The sequence below is a fragment of the Curtobacterium sp. MMLR14_002 genome, from assembly GCF_001864975.1.
GTDB lineage: Bacteria > Actinomycetota > Actinomycetes > Actinomycetales > Microbacteriaceae > Curtobacterium > Curtobacterium flaccumfaciens.
In genome coordinates, this window is sequence record NZ_MJGT01000013.1 from 10,335 (window position 1) to 25,917 (window position 15,583).

The following is a 15,583-nucleotide window of genomic DNA, read 5'->3' on the forward strand; positions in this document are numbered from 1 at the left end:
AGGCCCGTGGCGGCGTCGCCACGGGCCTCCCGTCCGTCACATGGTGAGCAGGAATGGTCGGGTCGCTGTGCCGGACCCGACCATTCCTGCTCACGAAACGGCGAGCGCCGCGGTCACGCGAGCTCGGGCAGCGCCTCCGCGTAGGTGCGGAAGTCGCCGCGGTCCGTGTGGATCGCCCACAGGCGGTCGGCGATGGATTCCCCGGAGTGCTCGGGCTGCCCGTCGTCGATGCCGAACGGGATGATGAGCTGGCCGACGTGGACGTCCTCGTCGCGGACGGCGTCGTGCAGCAGCTGCGCGTAGGCGCTCTCGGCGGCGAAGGCGACGGACGTGCCGGTGACGCGGGCGCCCGGTCGGACCGCGCTGCCGCCGTTGACGAACAGGATCGTGCCGTGGCCGATGGCGCGCATGCCGGGCAGCACCTGGCGCACGGCGTTGACCGAGCCGTAGACCGAGAACTCGATCGGGCCGACCAGGTCGTCCGCCGTGGTCTCGAGCACGGGGCGCATGTACTCCTTGGCGGGGAGTGGGCTGTACTGCAGCACCTCGATGGGGCCGAGCTGCTCCGTGGCGCGCTCGAGTGCGGTGCGCAGGGAGTCCCCGTCACGGACGTTCGCGGCGAACCCGGCTGCGGTGTGGCCGCGCTCGCGCAGTTCCGCGGCGAGGCCGTCCAGGCGGTCCTGGTTGCGGGAGATCAGGGCGACGGCGAAGCCCTCACGGGCGAAGCGCTCGGCGACGGCGAGGCCGAGGCCCTTGCCGGCCCCGACGATGGCGATGGTGGTCATGCGGTGTACTCCTCGTCGCTCACGTGCTCGAGCCAGGTGGTGGTCGTCGCCGGGTCGTCGGCGGCCTCGAGCATCGCGAGGTGTTCCATGTAGTCGGTGGGGGTCGCGCCGTGCCAGTGTTCCTCGCCGGCGGGCGTGTAGACGGTCTGTCCAGCCTGCACCTCGATGACGCGGCCGTCCCGGGTGCCCATCCGCGCGACGCCCTCGGTGACGTGCAGGGTCTGCCCCTTGGCGTGCGAGTGCCAGGCGGTGCGGGCGCCGGGCACGAACCGGACCTTGGCGACGGTCATCGTCTGACCGGGCTCCTTCGGCGAGGCGATGGCGTCGAGGTACACGTCGCCGGTGAACTGCTCGGGCGGGTTCTTGACGGTCGGCTGCTTCGGTTCGATCTGCATGCCGACGACGGTAGGCCGCCGTGCGCACCGTCGGGAGGTGCCGACAGACCCCCTCAGGGGTTTCCCGAACGCAGCGTGTGTGATCGACCCACGACCCCGGGAGGATCATCGTGGACACACCCGCCGGAACGCCCCGCAGCCGCCGCCTCTGGTCGGTGGCCGGCCTCGCCGCCGTCGCAGCGCTCGCCCTCACCGCCTGCACGAGCGGCGACGGAGCAGAGCGGGACGGATCCGACCGAGGCGGCTCGCCGTCGGCGCGCGCGACTGCGCCCGCCGACCTGTCGGCCGGTCAGGTGGCGCTCGACGGTGACACCACCGACGTGGTCACCGGCCTGGAGGCTCCCTGGTCGGTGGTCCTGACGGGTGACGACGGCGACGCACTGGTCAGCGAGCGCGACTCGGCCCGGGTGCTCGAGCTGCGGTCCGACGGCACCACCCGTCAGGTCGGCACCGTCGACGGAGTCAGCCACGGCGGCGAGGGCGGACTGCTCGGGCTCGCGCTGCACGACGACGACCTGTTCGTGTACTCCACGGCCGACGACGGCAACCGGATCCAGCGGTACGAGCTGACGGGGAGCACCGGGTCGTGGGGGCTCGGCGAGGCGACGACGATCATCGACGGCCTGCCGAAGAACACGTTCCACGACGGCGGGCGGATCGCGTTCGGGCCCGACGACATGCTCTACGCGAGCGTCGGGGACGCCGGCGCGAGCACGGACGCGCAGGACGAGGAGTCACTCGCGGGCAAGATCCTGCGGCTCACCCCGGACGGCGACGTCCCCGCCGACAACCCGGTCGACGGGTCGCCGGTGTGGAGCCTCGGGCACCGCAACGTGCAGGGCATGGGGTGGTCGTCGGACGGCACGATGTTCGCGTCGGAGTTCGGTGAGAACACCCACGACGAGCTCAACGTGATCGAGCCCGGGTCGAACTACGGCTGGCCCGAGGTCGAGGGCACCGGTGGCGAGGACCAGGGCTTCGTCGACCCCGTGCAGCAGTGGTCCACCGACGAGGCGTCCCCCAGCGGCCTCGCCGTCGTCGACGACACGGTGTTCGTCGCGAACCTGCGGGGCGAGGTGCTCCGGGCGATCCCGGCCGACGACCCCGGCACGGCGACCGAGTACTTCGCGGGCGACTTCGGCCGCATCCGGACGGTGCTCGAGGGCCCGTCGGACACGCTCTGGTTCGTCACGAACAACACCGACGGCCGCGGGACGCCGTCGAGCGGGGACGACCGGATCGTCTCCGTCCCGTTCACGCGCACGTGAAAGGGGTTCCCGCAGCCCCTCGCTCGCGCCGGACGGGGCGAAGTACCGTGACGGCATGAACCACCGCGGCGAAGCGCGCGACTTCCTCTCCAGCCGTCGCGCCCGCATCACCCCCGAGCAGGCCGGCGTCGAGACCTTCGGCACGCGGCGTCGCGTCACCGGGCTGCGTCGCGAAGAGGTCGCGCGCCTGGCCGGCGTCAGCATCGACTACTACACGCGGCTCGAGCGCGGCAACCTGCAGGGGGTCTCGGACAGCGTGCTCGACGCCATCGGCCGGGCCCTGCAGCTCGACCCCGCCGAGCAGGAGCACCTGCGCGACCTGTCGCAGCACCAGAACGAGACCCCGCGTCGCGCCGGTCGTGTCGTGCCCGTCGCTGCCGTCCGACCGGAGCTGCAGTACCTGCTCGACGTCGTCACGGACGCCCCGGCGATGATCATCAACAACCGGCAGGACATCGTCGCCGCGAACGCGCTCGGCTTCGCGATGCACTCGGACCTGGTCGCGGCACCGGCGCGGCCGATGAACTTCTCGCGCTTCATCTTCCTCGACCCCCAAGCGCGGAACTTCTACCAGGACTGGCAGCGGGCCGCGCACACGAACGTCGCGATCCTGCGCCGCGAAGCGGGCCGGACCCCGAACGACAAGGACCTCGCCGCGCTGATCGGCGAGCTGTCGATGCGGAGCGACGACTTCCGCGAGCTCTGGGCAGCGCACGACGTCCGCCGCCACTACGCCGGCGTGAAGTCGTTCCGGCACAGCGTCGTGGGGCCGCTCGAACTGCACTTCCAGACGCTCGAACTCGCCGAGGACCCGGGGCTCTCGCTCACGATCTATCCGGCGACCCCGGGCAGCCCCACGGCCGACGCCCTGCGGGTGCTGGCGTCGTGGGCGGCGACCGAGGGCATCGCGGAGCGGGCGCGCCAGCTCGCCTGATGCGGTGGTCGCGACCACCGCATGGTCGGGCGCGGCCCGCTCAGCGGTGACGCGCCAGCGTCACGCGGGCCGCGCCGACCGAGCCTGCGAGGGAGGACGGGGCGGGCCCGCACCGCGCCTCCAGGCCGCCCGTGGTCGCGTCAGACCTCCGGGATCACCCGGTCGAACCGGCTCGTGTCCGTCCCGTCCGGGTCCGGGCCGTTGCGACGGCCGGTGTCCAGGGCGTCGAGCCGCGCGAGCTCGTCGTCCGTCAGCGCGAAGTCGAAGACGGCGAAGTTCTCGGCGATGCGACCGGGGTTCGTCGACTTCGGGATCGCGTTCCGCCCCTGCTGCACGTGCCAGCGGAGCATCACCTGCGCCGGCGTCCTGCCGTGCGCCTCGGCGATCGACCGGATCGTCGGGTCGTCCATCACGCTGACCCGCTCGTCGCCCCAGCCGGGGTAGAACGTGATGCCACCGATGGGGGACCACGCCTGGTCGAGGATGCCGTGCTCGGCGTCGGCGCGCTGGACGTCCGGCTGGGTGAAGTACGGGTGCAGCTCGACCTGGTTGAGCGCCGGGATGACGTCGGACTGCTCGAGCAAGGAGCGCAGGTGGTGGGGCATGAAGTTGCTCACACCGATCGCGCGGACCCTGCCGTCGGCGTACAGGCGCTCGAGGGCCCGGTACGCCTGCACGGTCTGCTCGAAGCGGTCCGGTGCGGGCTGGTGCAGGATCAGCACGTCGATCATGTCGAAGCCGAGCTTGCCGGTGGCCTTGTCGAAGGCGTGCAGGGTCTCGTCGAAGCCGTAGTCCGAGACCCAGATCTTGGTCTCGACGACGATGTCGTCGCGGTCGACGCCCGAGGCGCGGATGCCCTCGCCGACCTCGCGCTCGTTGCCGTACGCGGCGGCGGTGTCGATGTGGCGGTACCCGGTCTCCAGGGCCGTGCGGACGGCGTCCACGGTCTCCTCCGGGGCGCTCTGGAACACGCCGAAACCGATGGCGGGGATCTCGAGTCCGTTGTTCAGGGTGACTGTCTCCATGCCGACGACGCTACGACCGCCGACCCTCGGCTGACGGGTACCACCAACCCCTGCTTCCGGCACCCGGCCGGCCGTACCGTGGACGCATGGACACCAGAAGCGAAGTGCGCGACTTCCTCCGCACACGCCGCGAGCGCGTCACGCCGCAACAGGTCGGTCTGCCCGACTTCGGTGGGGTCCGCCGCGTCAAGGGGCTGCGGCGCGAAGAGCTCGCGCTGGTCGCGGGGATGAGCGTCGACTACTACGTCCGCCTCGAGCGCGGGAACCTGACCGGGGTCTCCGAGAGCGTCCTCGAGTCGTTGTCCCGTGCGCTGCGTCTCGACGATGCCGAGCACGCGCACCTGTTCGACCTGGCCCGTCTGCAGAACGCTTCGGGTGCCTCGCGCCGGACGACCCCGACGTCGAAGGTCCGGCCGAACGTGCAGCGGGTGCTCGACTCGATCAGCGCCCCGGCCTGGGTCCGCAACGGCCGGTTCGACTTCCTCGCCGGCAACGCGCTCGCCCGAGCGGTGTACTCGCCGCTGTTCCTGTCGCGCTCCGGCACCCCGAACACCGCGCGTTTCGCGTTCCTCGACCCGCGCGGTCAGCAGTTCTGGCGAGACTGGGACTCGGTCGCCGGCGACGTGGTCGCCGCCCTGCGCGCCGAGGCGGCCCGCTCGCCGTACGACAAGGGACTGACCGACCTGATCGGGGAGCTCTCCACCCGCAGTGACGAGTTCCGGCGGCGCTGGGCCGCTCACGACGTGATGCGGCACCGGAGCGGTGTGAAGCGCGTGCACCACCCGGACGTGGGCGACATCGACATGAGCTACGAGACGATGGAGCTCGTCACGGACTCGGGGCTGACCATGGTCGTGTACGGCACCGAGCCCGGGTCGGCGTCCGAGGAACGGCTGCAGCTGCTGGCGAACCTCGCGGCGACGAGCGCGACCGGTGCGACGAGTGCGGCGGCTGTGTCGACCGCTTCCGTCGCTGGTGCTGCTGCTGCCGGGGAGGACGCGTGAACGAGACCGAGTCCGTCGAGACCGTCGTGCCGGCTCCGCCGACCGGGTTCCTCGGCCGACTGCGGTTCCGGTGGCGTGCCGAGCAGGAGATCCACGAGCTCACCCGCGACCGTGAACTCGAGGAACGGGTCCGAGCCGAGGCAGCGGTGCGGCTCGCGCCCGGGCCGTGGCACCTGGGGGAGCTGTTCCGGCGACGGTGACGGCTGAGGGGGGAGGACAGCACCTGTCACGGTCCTGCGGTCGGCCCTAGCGTCGAGGACATGACCTTCGCCGACACCGACCCCGAGTTCGCCCGGTACCACGCCGACTTCGTGGACGAGACCCTGCGGAACGCATCACTCAGCGAGCACGACCGCGTGGTCGTCCAGCTCGGTGCGACGATCGCGGCCGGGGCGCCGACGGCGTTCCGCGACCTGCTGGACGAGGCCCTCGACGGCCCGCTCTCGCCCACCGAGGCGAAGGAGATCGTCTACCAGGCCGTGGCCTACGTCGGTTCCGCACGCGTCGGCGACTTCCTGACGATCACCAACGCCGTACTGGTCGCCCGCGGGGTCACCCTGCCGTTGGCCGGACAGTCGACGACGACCCCGGCGGACCGACTCGAGCGCGGCCGAGCGGTGCAGGGCTCCGTCGTCGGTGCGGACCGCATCGACGCGATGTACGAGAACGCCGCCGCGGACGCCGTGCACTTCCAGCGGTTCCTGTCCGGCAACTGCTTCGGGGACACCGTCGGCCGGGACGGGCTGTCGCTGCCCACCCGTGAACTCCTGACCTTCGCGCTGCTCGCGGCGCTCGGCGGGGCCGACGCCCAGGTGCAGGGGCACGTGGCCGGCAACCTGAACGTCGGGAACACCCGCCAGCAGATGCTGGACGTCCTGACCGTGCTCGTCCCGCTCATCGGTTACCCGCGCACGTTGAACGCCCTGGCCGCCGTGAACGAGGGAGCACCCGCAGCATGACCACCGACCACTCGATGTCGACGGGCCGGACCCTGCTGTTCGCCGTCGCCGGGGGAGCAGCGGTCGGCAACCTGTACTGGTCGCAGCCACTGCTCGACGACATCGCATCGTCGCTCGGCACCTCGGCGTCGCTCGCCGGGCTGCTCGTCACGCTAACCCAGGTCGGCTACGCCCTCGGCATCCTGCTCGTCGTGCCGCTCGGGGACGTCCTCGACCGCCGGCACCTCATCCCCTGGGTGCTCGTCGCCTCCGCCGTCGCGCTGCTGCTCGCCGCGATCGCTCCGACCTTCGCGACGCTCCTGGTCGCCCTGGCACTGGTCGGGCTGACCACGGTCGCCGGGCAGCTCCTCATCCCGCTTGCCGGGGACCTCGCGGACCCCGCGCAGCGCGGACGCGTCGTCGGCACGATCGCCTCCGGGGTGCTCACCGGCATCCTGGTGTCGCGGACGATCAGCGGCCTGGTCGCGGACGCGTTCGGGTGGCGTGCGATCTACGTGCTCGCCGCCGTCGTCGCGGTGGTCCTCGCCCTGTTGCTGCGGCGCGCCATCCCGGAGCTCGAGGCCCGCGGCGGGGTGCCGTACCCGCAGCTCATCCTGTCTGTGTTCCGTGCCGTCCGGACCCACCGGACCGTCCAGGTCACGCTCGTGATCAGCTCGTCGGTGTTCGCCGTGTTCACGATGTTCTGGACCGCGCTGACGTTCCTGCTGAGCAGCGACCCCTACGACTTCTCCACCAGCAGCATCGGGTTGGTGGGCCTGGTGGGGCTCGCGGGCGCCGTGGCGGCGCAGCGGGTCGGGCGACTGCACGACCGGGGACTGTCGGTACCCGTCACCGGGGGAGCGATCGTGCTCCTGCTCGTCTCCCTGGTCGTCGCCGGGATCGGTGCGCACTCGATCGTCGTGGTGCTGCTCGCCGTGCTGCTGCTCGACGTCGCCGTGCAGGCCGCGAACGTGCTCAACCAGACCCGGCTCTTCTCGGTGGACCCGGCCGCGCGGAGCCGGCTCAACACGGCGTTCGTCACCTCGAACTTCATCGGCGGTGCGATCGGCTCCGCGCTGGCGTCGGTGCTGTGGAACGCCGGGGGCTGGACGGCGGTCACGATCGGCGCCGCGGTGCTGGCCGGATTCGCCGCGACGGTCTGGGTCGTGCACCGGAACCGTGGGCTCGTGGTCGAGCCGGAGCGGGCCTGACCACGGGGCTCAGCGGACCAGGGGGTTCGCGACCTCGAGCTCACCGTGGTCGACGAGCCAGCGCACGGCGTCCAGCACGGTCTCCTCGGCGGTGAACGCCGGCGCGTAGCCGAGCAGACGACGCGCCTTCTCGGTGCTGAAGACCTGGCTGCGGGACAGGTGCTCCCAGCTGGCGTCAGCGTGCTCTGGAGCCGTGGTCTCGCGGAACCGGTCCCACGTGACGGACTCGAGCCGGGCCTCCTGGCCGAACCACGACGCTGCCAGGTGGGCGTACCCGCGCGCAGTGAGCGCCGTCGGAGCCGTGACGAAGAAGTCCTCGCCCGCCGCCGCATCGCGGTGCTCGACCGCGAGCTGGAACGCCTGCGCGACGTCGTCGGCGTGCACGTGTGCCATCGTCTCGGCGCCGAGACCGGGGACCTCGAGCGGTTCGCCGGCGGACAGCTTCGTCAGCACCGAGGTGTCGAGGTTGCCGAGCGGACCGATCGGCGTCCAGCCCGGACCGCTGATGTGACCGGGGTGCAGCGACGTCGTGACCAAACCGCCTGATGCGGTTTCTTCCTTGAGCATCCGGGCGATGGCGTCCTTCTGAACGCCGTAGTCGCCGAACGGCGGGGTCGCGTTCTGCTCGGTGACCGGCAGCACGTGCGACGTCCCCGCACGCCAGATCGAGCCGCAGTGCACCAGGTGCGTGCCGGTACCACGGAGCGCGTCGACCAGCGCTGCGGCGGAGGACTCGGTGAAGCAGACGAGGTCGACGACGGCGTCGGCACCGAGCGCGGCGATGCGGCTGCCGAAGGTGCCGTCGCGGTCCTCCTGCTCGCGGTCGGCGGTGATCCGCTCGACCTGCTGCCACTCCGGGGCGTCGGCGTACGGGGTGCTCGTGCCGCGGGTGACGGCGACGACCCGGTGACCCGAGCGGACGAGACGGGGGACGAGGAACGAGCCGATGTGGCCGGTGGCTCCGATGACGACGATGTGCATGGGGGCCACCGTAGGCCGAGGCGTGCGGATCGTGAGCAGGAATGGTCGGGTGCGGCGGTGCGACCCGACCGTTCCTGCTCACGAAACGCGCCCGCGGCGAGCGCGGCGCCCGCGGCGAGCAAGCGCAGCGCGCCCGCCGCGCACGAGCGGCACGCTCAGTCGGCGGTGATGACCTTCACGGAGCCGGCGATGGTCGCGGCGTCCTCGGCGAGCGCGACGACGGGGTCGGGCAGGCCCGCACCCCCGAGGGCCTTGCGCGCACCCCAGCCGACGACGCTGCCGACGAGGGCACCGACGCCACCGAGGATCGCGCCCTCGATGCGCAGGTCGCGCTTGCCCGTGGTGCCGAGGGCGGCACCGGCGAGGGCACCGGACGCGATCCGTCCGAGCAGTGCGGACGGGGCGATGCGGTTCGGGGTCTTCGGCAGCTTGTCGCCGATGAGCTCACCGATGGCGGAGGCCACGAGCAGCCCGCGGCCGACCGGGGTGCTGAAGACCTTCCACTGCTGCCACGAACCCTTCAGCGAAGACCGGTCGTGGTTCAGTGCGAGGACGGCGAGCGGGGTGGCGCTCCGGCCGCCGCTCATGATGCCGAGGACCAGGGTGCGGACCAGGGTGTGCTGCTCGTGCTGCTTGCTCATCGTGACTCCTGTCGTGTTGCCCCCGACGGTACGCACGGTGACCTCGGGTGTTCCGAGCATCGCGGGCGACAGGCGGACGTCGGGCGGACGCCGAGCGGACATCGAGCGTTCCCCGGGCACGGAGCCGCCCCGAGTAGCGTCCGGCCCATGAGCAACGTCATCGTCTTCGGCGGCCACGGCAAGGTCGCACTCCTCGCCACCCGCATCCTGTCCGAGCGCGGACACACGGTCACCTCCGTCATCCGGAACGCCGACCAGTCCGATGAGATCCGAGCACACGGCGGCGAACCGCTCGTCGCGGACATCCAGCAGCAGTCCCTGAACGACTTCGCCGAACTCGTCCGCGGGCACGACGCCGTGGTGTGGTCGGCCGGTGCCGGTGGCGGGTCCGTCGACCGGACCTGGGCGATCGACCGCGACGCTGCGGTGCTGTCGATCCAGGGGGCGAAGCAGGCCGGCGTCGACCGGTACGTGATGGTGTCGTTCTCGGGCTCGCAGCTCGACCACGGCGTCCCGCAGGACCAGGACTTCTTCGCGTACGCGCAGTCGAAGATGATCGCCGACGCCGTGCTCCGCGACTCGGGGCTGCAGTGGACGATCGTCGCCCCGAGCACCCTGACCGACGACGAGCCGACCGGCTCCGTCGACTGGGACGGCTCGTCGACCCAGGTGCCGCGCGGTGACGTGGCGCACGTGGTCGCCGACGTGGTCGAGAACCCCGGCACGGCCGGCAACACGTTCCGCTTCAACACCGGGTCGACGCCGGTGGCGGAGTTCCTGCGCGCCGACGCGGTCTGACCAAGACCGACCGCGCCGACGCGGTCCGACCAAGACCGACTGCGCCGACGCGGCCTGACCGAGACCCACAGACGGATAGGGTCGCGGCGGTTCTCCGCCACGACCCCGTCCGACTCTCTGCAGATCGTCGAGCTCAGTAGAGCGTCGAGATACCCGTCATGTCGCCACGGCCCAGCGTGCGGCCGTCGAGCTCGCAGTAGCCGCCGGACGGCTCCATGACCTGGCCGGTGCCGGTCTTCACGTGGTCGAGGCCGTACAGGTGACCCCACTCGTGGGTCGCGACGACCTGGGTGTCGAAGCGCGCGCCCGAGCAGGTGGCCGTCGAGCTCCACTTGAAGCCGGTGGCGTAGCGCTGGTCGGCCTCGCGGGCGTTGCCGTTGCCGTCGAACCAGACGCACGTGACACCGAGGGTGCCGGTCGGGAGCTTGCCCCAGCCCATCACGTTGTAGCCGTTGTTCTGCGAGCAGCCGCCGTCCTTGGTGAGGTTGGGCTTCTGGGTCGCGAGACGCAGGTAGTCGTTCTTTGCCGTCGACGTGACGGTGCGGTCACACGCCGAGATCGTGCCGTTCCAGGCGTTCGCCCCCTTGCGCAGGGCGTCCTTGGCGTACGTCGACTTCTGGTCGGTCTGGTTGTAGTACCACTTGACCGTGCTCGGCCAGGTGTAGCCGGACGCCTTGTACGCCGTGCTCGTGCACTTCGTGGTCGCAGCGGTCGTCGCGGCGGGACCGGCCTGTGCCGTCGCGGCCTGGCTCTGCGCACGCTCCTGCTGGACGGCGGGGGCCGAACCGGTCCAGGCCTCGTCGACGCGGACGGCGACACCGGCGGAGCCGTTGTTCGCGATGAGGACGTCGGCGAGTTCGGGCGCCCCGGGGGCGGCCGAGCTGCTCGCCATGACGCTCTCACCCGGCGCGGGGAGCGCGAAGGTGCGGCCGTCGGGCGTCACGACCGTGCCGGACGTCGCCGTGCAGCCGCTCTCGAGCGTCTGCACCGACAGCGTCCCGGGGGCGCAGCTCGCGCCGGCCCCCGGGGTCGCCGCCTGGGCGGGTGCTGCGGTGATGGTGAGACCGGCGAGGATCGCGACGATCGCCCCGGTGCTCAGCGCGTTCCTGACAGGACGCATGGTTCCCTTCCAGCGGCAGGCGACGTGCCCCCCGCTCCTGATCGGGGTCCATGCTCGCCGATGACCACGCAGCGGGTCCAGGACTGCGCTGCGGGGACACGCCCCCAGTCAGGGGCGGCGGCTCAGGCCATCTGCGCGTAGAAGGGCTCCGGTGCATCGGCGAGCGACGCCTTCACCATCCGGCTCCAGTCGTCGACGAGCACCTCGGCCACGCCACGCTCCACACCGTCGAGTGCCGCACGGGCCACGTCCGTCGGGTCCGTCTTCGGGCCGTCGTAGTCGCCCATCATGTCGGTGTCGGCCGCACCGAGGTGGAGTCCCTGCACGCTGATGCCCCGGTCGGCGAGCTCCAGGCGGACGGCGTTCGTCATGTTCCACTCGGCCGCCTTCGCCGCGGCGTAGCCACCCGCGCCGGGCGCCGCGAACCACGACAGGGCCGACAGCACATTGACGATCGCGCCGCCGCCGTTCCGCTCGATCACCGGTGCGAAGGCGCGGATCATCGACAGGCTGCCCCAGAAGTGCGTGTCCATGGCCTTCCGGACGATGGTCAGGTCGTCGGTCACCAGGGAGCCCTGCGTCGAGATGCCGGCGTTGTTCACGAGCAGCGTCACGTCCCCCGCGGCGGCTGCCACCGCGTCGACCGAGGCCTGGTCGGTGATGTCGAGGGGCAGCGCGACGACGCCCTCGACGTCGACGAGTTCGGGTCGGCGTGCGGTCGCGTAGACCTTCGACGCTCCGCGCTCCAGCAGCTCCAGGGCGAAGCGGCGTCCGATGCCCCGGTTCGAGCCGGTGACGAGTGCAACCGATCCAGCGATGTCCATGGTGTCTCCTCCTGCCGCGCGGGTGTCTCCCGCAGCGGCTCGGCTACGCTAAGACCTCACATCCATGTCAGGGGCAAGCCCCGGATCGGAGCACCATGCGCATCGGTGACCTCGCTGCGGAGACCGGCGTCAGCGTCCGCTCGCTGCGGTACTACGAGGAGCAGGGGCTGCTCACCGCGTCGCGCACCGCGAGCGGGCAGCGGGTCTACACGGACGCAGCCGTCGAGCGGGTCCAGCTCGTGCAGCAGCTGTTCGCCGCCGGGCTCGCGAGCCGCACGATCGTGCAGCTGCTGCCCTGCGTCGACCGTGGGGAGTCGACGCCGGAGTCGTTCGCGCTGCTCATCGCGGAGCGGGACCGGATCACCGCGCAGCTGGCCGAGCTCGAGGCGGTCCGGGGGCGCCTCGACCAGGTCATCGCGATCACCGAGCACCCCACCGCCGAGCACTGCCCGGCACTGCGTGACCGACCTGCGGAGCCGGTCGCGGCCTGAGACGCGGCACCAGGACGGACGGGAGGCCCGTGGCGGGTCCGCCACGGGCCTCCCGTCCGCATCCTGGTCACGACCAGGGCCGCGGGTGCGGCGTCAGGGCTGGAACACCTGGATCTGGTCCAGCTCGGCGAACCCTGTCCCCTTGGTGAAGGTGAGCGTGTTCGCGCCGGCCTTCAGCGTGACCGTCTTCTGTGCCCATCCGAACCGGCCCCAGTTGACGGTCGGCGCGTAGCTGACCGACCCGGCCGAGGCGCCGTTGACCGCGAGCGCGTGCGTGCTCGTCGCACCCGTGCCGTTGTCGTACCGGACGTTCACCGTGTACGTCCCCGCGGTCGCGGCCTGCACCGTGAACTGCACGGAACTCGTCGCGTTGTTGATGTTGCCGACCTTCGCGCCGCCGACCGCGTCGGCCTGGGTGACGGTGCTCGTGTCGTTCCGGACCGCGGACTCGGCCTCGTACCGCTGCGCGTTGATCGGGATCGACCCGACCCGCACGTCGTTGTACGTGGTGGTGAGGTTCTCGACGTTCGTCGCCTGGTACAGCGTCTTGCCGTCGGCGCTCGAGTCGAAGCCCTGGGCGAAGCCGCTGAACGTCCCGCCCTCGGCGTCTCGCGCGTCGTACGTCACCGCGTACGGCAGCTGCTCCCACGAGCCCGTGCCCTGGTTGCGGTTCACGACGAAGTTCTGGCCGCCGTCGATGTTGCCCGCGCTGTCGAGGGACCACTTGGACGAGACGACGATCATGCCGTTGGCGTTGCCGGCGGTCGGCACCCAGCGCACCTCGGGCGACGACCCGACGCCACGGCCGTCCGGCAGCGCGATCTTGGTGCCGATGCTCGTCTCGGGGCTCCAGTTCAGACCGTCCGGTGAGGTCTTGAAGTACACCGGCGCCGTGTTGTTCGTCTGGCTCGGCCGGTTCACGACCTCGAACGTCGCCACGTAGTTGCCGTTCGGGATCCTCGTCACCGTGATCATGCCCGGACGGTCGCTCTTGTTGGTCGGTGCGGACACGTTGACCAGGCCGCCCCAGGTCAGGCCACCGTCCGTCGAGCGCCGGTAGCTGACGGCCTGCAGGACGTTGTTCGCCTTCTGCCGCTCGTCCGAGAAGTAGGTGACCAGCCCGCCGTTCGCGTCGACGGCGACGGACGGCTCCCACACCGTCGAGGTCGTCGAGCTCGGGCTCGGGTCGTAGGTGGCCGGGCCGCCGGTGTCGACGGTGCTCACGAAGGACCAGGTCAGCCCGTGGTCGAGGCTCTTGTACATGACCAGTCGGCTGCTCGAGCGGTCGGTGGGCATGATCATGCCGCTCAGCAGCAGCGTGCCGGCCGGCATCGTGCCGAGCTGGACCGGGGTCTCGTACAGCGAGGGCTGCGCGGTGCGGGTGAGCGTCGGGAACTGGGTGCTCGGCTTGACCGTGGCGACGCGGCTCCACGAGGTGCCGTTGTCCGTGCTCCGGTAGATCGGGTAGACCTGCACGCCGTTCTCGAGCACGAGCTGGTCGAAGGTGACGAACTGCTGGCCGTTGGCCGATCCGCTGTTCTTCAGGACGATGTTCTTCGCGTAGGTGGTGCCGGCAGCGCGGCCGCCCTCGGGGTTGAACGAGGAACCCGCTGCCGGCGAGTACACGAGGGCTCCGTTGCCGGTCGTGACCGCCTGGGCGGGGAGGGGGCCGGTGACACCGGCGACGAGGGCTGCCGCGGCGGCGGCAGCGGTGAGGACGAGCGCGAGCGTTCGGCGTCGACGAGGCGCCGGAGCGGCGCCGAGGCGGAGGGACATGGTGCTCCGTTCGGTTGGTGGTGCAGTGGTGGTGCGCGGAGACGGACTGGAGGCGCGGGACCGACCCGACCCGCGCCTCCAGACCCTCAGGTGGTCGCCGACAGGGCCGCTGCCACGGCCCGTTCCTCTCGCGTGTGCGCAGCGAACGCGTCGGCGACCGGGTTGCGGCGACGGTCGAGGCCGCCGGCGCCGTCCTCGACGAGGTCGAAGAGGCCCATCGTGAGCAGGTGCTCCTGGCGTGGGGCGTCCGTGTGCCGCCAGGTCCACTCGTACATGTCGAACAGCGGCCACCAGGTGTAGCCGACGACCGGCACGCCCTCGTCACGGAGCTCCCGCACGGCCGTGACCGAGGCGTCCAGCCAGCCGATGCGCTCCTCGACCGAACCGGTGACGCACGTCTCCGTGAGCATGACCGGGGCGCCGTAGCGCTCGGCGTAGGTGGTGAGCACGTCGCGGAGCCCCTCGACGCCGGTGTCCTCGTAGGGCCGCGGGTCGGCGAACCCGCCGCCGTGGTGAACCCCCGCCTCGAAGACCTCGGTGGAGTGCAGCGGGTAGTAGTTGACGCCCATCACGTCGGGCCGGACGGCGTGCTGCCGGAACCAGTCGAGGTCGGCGTCGGTGACACCCCCGGAGCGCAGCCGACCGACCAGGGGGTGCGCGTCGTCGACGCCACCGGTGACCAGGTCCTCGACCAGGAACGTCTGGGCGCGCAGGCGGGCGACCGTGTCGCGGTGTTCCGGGGCGTCGACATCGCCCACGTACCGGATGCCGGCGTCCACGTGCACGAAGGTGGCGGCGTCTCCGAGCTCGCGGGTGATCGCGTGCTGCGTCGAGACGAACCCCTTGGCCAGGGCGGACGCGATCCGGGCCGACCCCTCCGCGCCGGTCAGGTACGGGGGCCAGTACCCGTACTCACCCGAGAACAGGGCGTGGATGACGGGCTCGTTGACCGGCGTGTAGTCGGTGGCGACGTCGCCGTACCGCGCCGCGAACCGGGCGGCGTACTCGGTGACGTGCGCCGGGTAGTCGGGGTGGGCGAACTGCCCGTCGAGCCAGAGCGGTGTGCCGTAGTGCAGCAGGTCGACCACGGGGCGCAGGCCGGTCTCGCGGAACCGCGCCATGACGCCGTCCACCCACGACCAGTCCCAGACGCCCGGCTCGGGGGCGACCCGGTACCAGGGCACGCCCCAGCGGAGCAGCTCGGCGCCGACGTCCACCGCCAGCCCGAGGTCGGCCGCGTACTGCCGGTAGTGGTCGGTCAGCTCGTACTCGTCGATGGGCCGTTCACCCGGTCGGGCCTGCGGGACGAAGGTGTCCTCGATGCCCAGGGCGAAGTGCAGCCTGCCGTCGTCGGACCAGTGCATGGTGTCTCGTTTCGTGGTGGGCACGGCC

General features: G+C 71.5%; 17 protein-coding genes. 8 read left to right on the forward strand and 9 right to left on the reverse strand.

Annotation, left to right across the window (positions count from 1 at the left end; genetic code table 11):
- Positions 1-113 precede the first annotated feature (113 nt).
- Entirely contained in the window at positions 114-785 is a 672-nt protein-coding gene (locus BIU91_RS02530; RefSeq protein ID WP_071404091.1) for an SDR family NAD(P)-dependent oxidoreductase, read from the reverse strand.
- Complete coding sequence (locus BIU91_RS02535) at positions 782-1,180, reverse strand: cupin domain-containing protein (RefSeq protein ID WP_071404092.1); 399 nt, start codon at positions 1,178-1,180, stop codon at positions 782-784. Before BIU91_RS02535 ends, BIU91_RS02530 begins: the two co-directional genes overlap by 4 nt.
- Positions 1,181-1,290: 110 nt before the next feature.
- Between BIU91_RS02535 and BIU91_RS02540 the strand changes: the two genes are divergently transcribed.
- A complete protein-coding gene (locus BIU91_RS02540; protein ID WP_071404093.1) occupies positions 1,291-2,448 on the forward strand; it encodes a PQQ-dependent sugar dehydrogenase in 1,158 nt (385 codons plus the stop codon).
- 55 nt (positions 2,449-2,503) lie between these two features.
- On the forward strand, positions 2,504-3,382 hold the full coding sequence (locus tag BIU91_RS02545) for a helix-turn-helix transcriptional regulator (protein WP_071404094.1): 879 nt from the start codon (positions 2,504-2,506) through the stop codon (positions 3,380-3,382).
- A 140-nt stretch (positions 3,383-3,522) separates the two neighbouring features.
- On the opposite strand, the gene BIU91_RS02550 is transcribed toward BIU91_RS02545, so the two are convergent.
- Positions 3,523-4,407: an aldo/keto reductase gene (locus tag BIU91_RS02550; RefSeq protein WP_071404095.1), complete on the reverse strand. Its 885-nt coding sequence runs from the start codon at positions 4,405-4,407 to the stop codon at positions 3,523-3,525.
- 86 nt (positions 4,408-4,493) lie between these two features.
- Between BIU91_RS02550 and BIU91_RS02555 the strand changes: the two genes are divergently transcribed.
- The 4 genes from BIU91_RS02555 to BIU91_RS02570 are packed head-to-tail and all read left to right on the forward strand — an operon-like array spanning position 4,494 to position 7,560.
- The gene (locus tag BIU91_RS02555) at positions 4,494-5,411 is read left to right on the forward strand and encodes a helix-turn-helix transcriptional regulator (RefSeq protein WP_071404096.1); all 918 of its coding nucleotides are present in this window, start codon (positions 4,494-4,496) and stop codon (positions 5,409-5,411) included.
- A complete protein-coding gene (locus tag BIU91_RS02560) occupies positions 5,408-5,611 on the forward strand; it encodes a hypothetical protein (protein ID WP_071404097.1) in 204 nt (67 codons plus the stop codon). The genes BIU91_RS02555 and BIU91_RS02560 overlap by 4 nt, the downstream gene beginning before the upstream one ends.
- 60 nt (positions 5,612-5,671) lie before the next feature.
- The gene (locus BIU91_RS02565) at positions 5,672-6,370 is read left to right on the forward strand and encodes a carboxymuconolactone decarboxylase family protein (RefSeq protein WP_071404098.1); all 699 of its coding nucleotides are present in this window, start codon (positions 5,672-5,674) and stop codon (positions 6,368-6,370) included.
- A complete protein-coding gene (locus tag BIU91_RS02570; protein WP_071404099.1) occupies positions 6,367-7,560 on the forward strand; it encodes an MFS transporter in 1,194 nt (397 codons plus the stop codon). Before BIU91_RS02565 ends, BIU91_RS02570 begins: the two co-directional genes overlap by 4 nt.
- A 9-nt stretch (positions 7,561-7,569) precedes the next feature.
- Here the strand turns inward: BIU91_RS02570 and BIU91_RS02575 are convergent, their stop codons facing one another.
- Positions 7,570-8,541 carry an NAD(P)-dependent oxidoreductase gene (locus BIU91_RS02575; RefSeq protein WP_071404100.1) on the reverse strand — a complete coding sequence of 324 codons (972 nt, stop codon included), beginning with the start codon at positions 8,539-8,541 and terminating at the stop codon, positions 7,570-7,572.
- A 155-nt stretch (positions 8,542-8,696) separates the two neighbouring features.
- On the reverse strand, positions 8,697-9,182 hold the full coding sequence (locus BIU91_RS02580; protein WP_071404151.1) for a DUF4126 family protein: 486 nt from the start codon (positions 9,180-9,182) through the stop codon (positions 8,697-8,699).
- A 147-nt stretch (positions 9,183-9,329) separates the two neighbouring features.
- On the opposite strand from BIU91_RS02580, the gene BIU91_RS02585 reads away from it, so the two are divergent.
- Positions 9,330-9,980 carry an NAD(P)H-binding protein gene (locus BIU91_RS02585; RefSeq protein ID WP_071404101.1) on the forward strand — a complete coding sequence of 217 codons (651 nt, stop codon included), beginning with the start codon at positions 9,330-9,332 and terminating at the stop codon, positions 9,978-9,980.
- Between the two features lie 133 nt (positions 9,981-10,113).
- Here the strand turns inward: BIU91_RS02585 and BIU91_RS02590 are convergent, their stop codons facing one another.
- Both BIU91_RS02590 and BIU91_RS02595 read right to left on the reverse strand, forming a co-directional pair.
- Entirely contained in the window at positions 10,114-11,100 is a 987-nt protein-coding gene (locus BIU91_RS02590) for a matrixin family metalloprotease (RefSeq protein ID WP_071404102.1), read from the reverse strand.
- Between the two features lie 122 nt (positions 11,101-11,222).
- A complete protein-coding gene (locus tag BIU91_RS02595; RefSeq protein ID WP_071404103.1) occupies positions 11,223-11,924 on the reverse strand; it encodes an SDR family oxidoreductase in 702 nt (233 codons plus the stop codon).
- Between the two features lie 95 nt (positions 11,925-12,019).
- Between BIU91_RS02595 and BIU91_RS02600 the strand changes: the two genes are divergently transcribed.
- Positions 12,020-12,415, forward strand: a complete 396-nt coding sequence (locus BIU91_RS02600; protein WP_071404104.1) for a MerR family transcriptional regulator — start codon at positions 12,020-12,022, stop codon at positions 12,413-12,415.
- Positions 12,416-12,508: 93 nt separating this feature from the next.
- Here the strand turns inward: BIU91_RS02600 and BIU91_RS02605 are convergent, their stop codons facing one another.
- Both BIU91_RS02605 and BIU91_RS02610 read right to left on the reverse strand, forming a co-directional pair.
- Complete coding sequence (locus tag BIU91_RS02605) at positions 12,509-14,191, reverse strand: CBM35 domain-containing protein (RefSeq protein WP_084740463.1); 1,683 nt, start codon at positions 14,189-14,191, stop codon at positions 12,509-12,511.
- Positions 14,192-14,277: 86 nt separating this feature from the next.
- Entirely contained in the window at positions 14,278-15,555 is a 1,278-nt protein-coding gene (locus BIU91_RS02610) for a family 1 glycosylhydrolase (RefSeq protein ID WP_071404105.1), read from the reverse strand.
- Between the last annotated feature and the right edge of the window lie 28 nt (positions 15,556-15,583).